At 58.2% G+C, this 5,221-nt stretch carries 6 protein-coding genes and 1 pseudogene; 2 read left to right on the plus strand and 5 right to left on the minus strand.

Going from position 1 to position 5,221, the window contains the following annotated elements:
* Window positions 1–394: 394 nt before the first annotated feature.
* The 4 genes from ACR652_RS08830 to ACR652_RS08845 all read right to left on the minus strand — a co-directional run bounded on the left by ACR652_RS08830 (window position 395) and on the right by ACR652_RS08845 (window position 1,733).
* On the minus strand, window positions 395–502 hold the full coding sequence (locus ACR652_RS08830; protein ID WP_434506143.1) for a helix-turn-helix domain-containing protein: 108 nt from the start codon (window positions 500–502) through the stop codon (window positions 395–397).
* 136 nt (window positions 503–638) lie between these two features.
* Window positions 639–908, minus strand: a complete 270-nt coding sequence (locus ACR652_RS08835) for an HGGxSTG domain-containing protein (protein ID WP_434506144.1) — start codon at window positions 906–908, stop codon at window positions 639–641.
* Window positions 886–1,272, minus strand: coding sequence for a hypothetical protein (locus ACR652_RS08840; RefSeq protein WP_434506145.1), 387 nt, complete (start codon window positions 1,270–1,272; stop codon window positions 886–888). Before ACR652_RS08840 ends, ACR652_RS08835 begins: the two co-directional genes overlap by 23 nt.
* Window positions 1,245–1,733: a hypothetical protein gene (locus ACR652_RS08845; protein ID WP_434506146.1), complete on the minus strand. Its 489-nt coding sequence runs from the start codon at window positions 1,731–1,733 to the stop codon at window positions 1,245–1,247. The genes ACR652_RS08840 and ACR652_RS08845 overlap by 28 nt, the downstream gene beginning before the upstream one ends.
* A 1,092-nt stretch (window positions 1,734–2,825) precedes the next feature.
* Between ACR652_RS08845 and ACR652_RS08850 the strand changes: the two genes are divergently transcribed.
* The gene (locus tag ACR652_RS08850) at window positions 2,826–3,671 is read left to right on the plus strand and encodes a hypothetical protein (RefSeq protein ID WP_434506147.1); all 846 of its coding nucleotides are present in this window, start codon (window positions 2,826–2,828) and stop codon (window positions 3,669–3,671) included.
* A gap of 190 nt (window positions 3,672–3,861) precedes the next feature.
* On the opposite strand, the pseudogene ACR652_RS08855 reads toward ACR652_RS08850, so the two are convergent.
* Window positions 3,862–4,281, minus strand: a pseudogene (locus tag ACR652_RS08855) (integrase core domain-containing protein); the annotation flags it as partial.
* 812 nt (window positions 4,282–5,093) lie between these two features.
* Here ACR652_RS08855 and ACR652_RS08860 point away from each other — a divergent pair.
* Window positions 5,094–5,221: sugar phosphate nucleotidyltransferase (locus ACR652_RS08860; RefSeq protein WP_434506142.1), on the plus strand; the 128-nt coding region annotated here is incomplete at its 3' end.

Here is a 5,221-nt window from a genome sequence, read left to right on the forward strand (position 1 = left end):
GGCGTTCGTCCAATCCTCCTCATCCATCTTCGTCGACATCGTGTCAGGCCTCCGATTCGCTCGGAAGCCTATGAATCACGACAGATTAACCGCGTGAATCCCCAAAATTCTCAACCACCAGATTTCGTCCACACGGCCTAGCAACCACTGACCGGAGCTCGACGGATTAACCCGACATCGAAAGTGATCGCATTTGCTTAGGCGGATATGCGATCACAAAAACCTTGAGGTCGCTCGCTGGGGGCAGGCTATGACATCCACGACTATCGCGGCTATCCGGGGCCGCGACGGTGGTTTCTTGTTGCGCGCCCGCGGCCCTCACGGGATTCCGCAATTTACGGCAAAAGCCGGCTGGCGGACCTCGATTATCCTACATTTACCTATACGCAATTGATCACCCGCGCCCGAGTTGACGGGCGATGGCTCCCAGGGACCGGCCGGCCGCACACTGGGCTGAAATCAGATTTCTTTCTTCCTCGGACAGCTGCGAGTAGACTCGCATGGCAACACTCCCGTAATGGCTTGAACAACCAGCCGATATCCCATCCGCTGGGGGTGTTGCACTTCGCTTCGGAACTCAGGGGCGGCGGTGAGTAGCCGATCGACTCCGAATCGGGCAAGCGAGCCAAGAAACCGGATCACTCCACCGTATCCGTGAACGTTCGGACCTGCCGGATTAGATCGCGCACCGCTTTGCGCTCAGCCACAGCCTCGCATGTAAACATCCCATGTTTCAGTGCGTTAGAATTTCTCCGTCGCGCGCCAGATCCCGCGGCGCCGCCATGCATGCGGCAGCGCGTCTTTCCCGCAATCGCTGGCGCTTGACAAGGCCGCCCGAATCTTGTCTTGGCTCCGCAGCGGTGACTGGCTAGCATCGGCTTCGTGTTACGAGGATGGTTCCCGGTCATTCGCGTCTGTTTCCTTTGCGTTTCTCAACGAGACAGGTTCCGCTTGCCGCTCGTTGATCAAGGGCATCGGCGCTTGCGCTGAATGAATGAGGGCCGGCGTGGTCCTTTTGGGTTTTGCGTCAAGCCGCTTGGGCGACGACGAGACATTGCCGACGATCGCTTGGCCACCTTCACTCACATTGACCCGCTGAACAGTGACTTTTTGCTCGCCATTGCTCCGATAACGCTTCAGCGCCTCTAGCTGTGCCGCAAAGGTGCGCGTCAATTTAGTTAACCCGTTGATTGCGCTGTCCTGCTGCTGGAGGTTTTCGACACTCCCGAGCCGCCGCCCGAAGATCATAGTCGCCGTGTGGATGACCGCCATTTGCGCTGCCAGCATTGATTCCAATTGATCGCGCGGCTTGATGTCCTTGATGACAGAAATAAGAAAATTAAATTGTTCCTCCTTGCCCCGACGTCTCCGCGAATGTTGACAAGTTGACTGAGGAGACCACCGAGGAAATCACCATCCGCCGTCCCATGCGCTTCGGCAAGTAAGAAGCGACCGAAATCCTGGTCAGGATGGTCGTAGATCAGCGCTGCGCTTCTCTCGTTCTGTTTAATCTTGACGCGTGGAGCGGGGGCGCGCGCCGACCGACGTTGCTTCCCACGTTTGACAGCCGCCGCTTCCTCGGAGGTCAACTCATACTTCGGCGGTCGGAAGCAGCGATCGGGGTGGGGGAAGGGGTTGGCAATTTCGTCTTTTTCGATGCCATAATGAATATTACGCCAGTTCGGCGCAACTCGAAAGAGGCCGTCTGTATCAGCCGCGGTGGTGCCGGTCACTTGCGCAACGACCGCCGACTTCGCGGTCGGTGCTCGTGCACTTCTCACTGGAAGGGGCAACCCACTGGTCGACGGCGCACCTGGCCCCGATAACCGATAATTTTGAACCGACAATGACCGGGCCACTTACGCCGGCCGTTCAGAGGGCGAGGATCTTAGGCCGTGTAGACGGATTTGACCCAGATAAATGCGCAAGCGAGAGCAATGAACTAAGAATAATCCCGTGCGTTTCGCAGCGTAAGCGACACGCTTGGAGCGCTTTAGCTTACCAATCAATATTTCGATCCTTGCCCTCGCTTTGTAGAGGATCTTCGGAAAGAACGCCGGCTGCAATTTCGTCGTCTTGCGATAGGGAATGGCAGGCGCAATTCCCCGTGCTCTCGCAACTTCGCGGTTCGCCTTGGCGTCATAACCCTTGTCTGCGAACAGCCCGCGGTTCGATATCGGGGCCTATGTCGAGCAGGGTTTGAAAGTGGGGCTGTCACTGGCTTGGCCGCCGCTCAGATCGAAGGCGAGCGGGAGACCGTCCATGTCCGTCTTGATATGAATTTTGCTCGAGAAGCCCCCGCGTGAACGTCCAAGCGCTTGGGTTTCTTCCCCCCCCTTTTGCCCAGTCGCCGAGACGCGGGCGCGGACAAGGTTCGAGTCGAAGATAATGACGAGATACGCTGTTGCGCTGTTGTCTGCCAGAGCCTCGAAAAACCCGGTCTGTGATAGGCGCCAGAAGCGTTTCCACACACTGTTCCAATGATCGGATTCGACCGGCAGAGCACGCCAGGTGATATCGTGGACCACGATTTTGGTGGAGTGATTTTCCCATCACCATATCAGCCTGCCCCCGGCGCCCGGCGGCAATCGCCCCGGCAACGTTGTGCTGCTGAGCGGCGTTGAGAACCAGCTCGCCGGCATCAATCGTAGGGCGCGCGAACTTGCCAGATCGACTGCCGAGGCCCTCGCCGTCGACGGCAGCGGTGGAATATTGTCCGAAACGCCGGAATGTGATAGATTTGCAATGGTGGCTTTTTAGAGAAGCGGATCGCTGCGGACAACACCGCGATTGATGAGTGGACAAGGTATGGCGGAACAGGGACCGTGACGAAACTGCCGCAAGACTCAAGCGCCAGTAACGCGAATAACCGGTCTGCCGGAGCCGTCGACGAAGTCGATTCGAACCGTTCCGGTACGGCAGAGCCGCCGCTTGAGTTGGTGCTGGCGCCAAATCGCTCCGATGCCCGGCGGCGCTTCGCCTACATTGGCGCTTTGGTCGCAGCCGCGCTGACGATCGGCTTTCTGTCCGGATCGAGCGCCGGCTTGAAAAGGGTCCTCGGAGTGGGCGTCTGGGCGGATCGGGCGGAGCTGGCGCAAGCGCTTCCTTCGGAATCGAAGGCAACGACGGACACTAGCGACGAGCAAAAAATGGCGCGACTTGTCAACGCAATCGACGCGCTGCAGGCCCAGATCGAGCAAGTTCGCCACAGCGCCGACAATCTGCAAGCTTCGGAGCGTTTGCGCGCGCTAGAAGCGGCGCGTGAACAAAGCGTTGAAGCCGGCAAGACGAATACGAGCCTAATAGCGCGGCTGGATAAGCTCGAAACGCGCCTCGCGCAATTGGAGCGCGTCGCGCTCGATCGCACGCCGACAGCCTCCTTTCAAAAACCCGATCGTAGTGCCACCGCCAAGCCCAATGACGACAAGCGAAACGAAATCAAGACTTCCGCCCCAGACCATAAAAGCGCCGGCGCCTTGGGAGTGATTGGCGACTATGTATTGGAGCGTGTTGATGGCGGAGTAGCGTTCCTTATACGCCCGGATGGATTTATGGACGCAGTCGTGATCGGCAATGAACTGCCCGGTGCTGGGCGCGTAACCGGCATAGAGCGCGGTCGCGGCGGATGGATCGTCACGACGACCCAGGGCGCCATTGTTCAGCGCCCCTAGCCCCTATTTTTTGCTGGGCCTAAGGGGGCCCGTCATCCAGGACGATGACCACATTGGTTAGAAAAAACGGCCTCGTACGTCAATGGGCGCGAGCGGATTGCGTGCGCGTCAACCCGCCGATCCGCGCTACAGGCACTAAAATACATAAAATGTACTGCGGCCCGGATTTGAGACAACCGGTTGCGCTTATTCAAGCGGCCAAAGGTAGCTCTGCGATGGATGCCTTGGCAACCGAACGCTGTTCAGCTCTCATCTGATCCGGCGTTTTGTAGCCGTGCCGGGCGACGAGCCATGTCCTGTTGTAACGCTCGGCGAAGTCGATGAGCGCCACCCTGAGTTCCTCGATCGCGCGGAAGACCCTGACCCACAGCAGGTTCTCCTTCAGGGTTCGAATGAAGCGCTCGGCGACGCCATTACCCTCAGGCTCGCGCACGAAACAGGCCGAGGCTTCGATTCCCAGGCATTTGATTTCGCCCTGAAAGGTTTCAGACATGTAATTGCTCCCGTGATCGTGACGCAGCTTCAGTCCACTGGCGACTTCTGGAGCGATCGCGCCGAAGCAGCGTTTCACCCCCTGCCGAACCGGCTCCAGCGCCTCGAACCGATTGGCGTTGGGCTTATTCCCAAATGCCGCCGAAGGGCGCTTTACGGCCAACTGCGGCGTCATCCTGAGTAGTTCGAGGACTAGCCGTGGGCCTTGAAAAATACGTAAAAATACGAATTAAAATTTCATCGCTATGTTGCGGTTCTACAACAGTTTAATCAAAACGCCGCTCAGAACCCCTTGTTTTGGCCGCGTCCGGCTGCGCTGCTTTGTGTAGTGGTGCTAGAAAGATGCAGGCTCACTATTGGAAGGGTTTTGAGATGGGTAGAATCAAATTTCATTCGCGGCTGTCGCTTAGCGCCGCTCTAATCATCTCTCTGCCGATCAGCGGGCATTAAACTGACCAGATAACTACCAAATATTTCGAAGCGCTCTTGACCGGTCGCTCGGGGCATTTGGCGTGTTGGCGTCTCAGCGCCCGTCAGGAAACAAACGCGCCTCGTAATTACGCGGAAGGAGCGATTGTATAGTTTCATTCGCCGTAAATCGGCGCGTTGGCTGGTGCCTGGCGGGGCCGTCCAAATCTAATCTTGGTTCCGCTAGCGCCGACTCGCGCCAGCATGGGCTTGGTGTTGCGAGGATGGTTCCCCGGCCACTCTGTATTTCCTCTGCTTTTCGCGCCGAGACGGGCTCTGCTTGCCGCTCGTTGATCAAGCGCATCGGCGCTTGCGGGGAATGCGCGAGGGCAGGTGTGGCGTCTAGGACAGGCAGTGCCCAAGGCTGCGCGAGCTTGCAGAGGTTTTTGCGTGAGACGCCCCCGCTCTTCAAGGGCGGCGCGTGGATCGCCCGGAACCATCCATATCGGAGGGAGACAAGACATGCGCGGCATCGTTCTGGCTGGCGGGTCCGGCACAAGGCTGCACCCGATGACGCTCGCGGCGTCCAAACAGCTTCTTCCGGTCTACGACAAGCCGATGATCTATTATCCGCTGTCCGTGCTGATGCT

The organism is Methylocystis sp. (assembly GCF_051061225.1).
In the GTDB taxonomy this organism is placed as follows: domain Bacteria; phylum Pseudomonadota; class Alphaproteobacteria; order Rhizobiales; family Beijerinckiaceae; genus Methylocystis.

Coding starts and splice junctions, on each gene's coding strand:
- ACR652_RS08830 (WP_434506143.1), bottom strand. CDS start 502: ATGCGAGTCTACTCGCAGCTGTCCGAGGAAGAAAGAAATCTGATTTCA.
- ACR652_RS08840 (WP_434506145.1), bottom strand. CDS start 1,272: ATGGCGGTCATCCACACGGCGACTATGATCTTCGGGCGGCGGCTCGGG.
- ACR652_RS08835 (WP_434506144.1), bottom strand. CDS start 908: ATGACCGGGAACCATCCTCGTAACACGAAGCCGATGCTAGCCAGTCAC.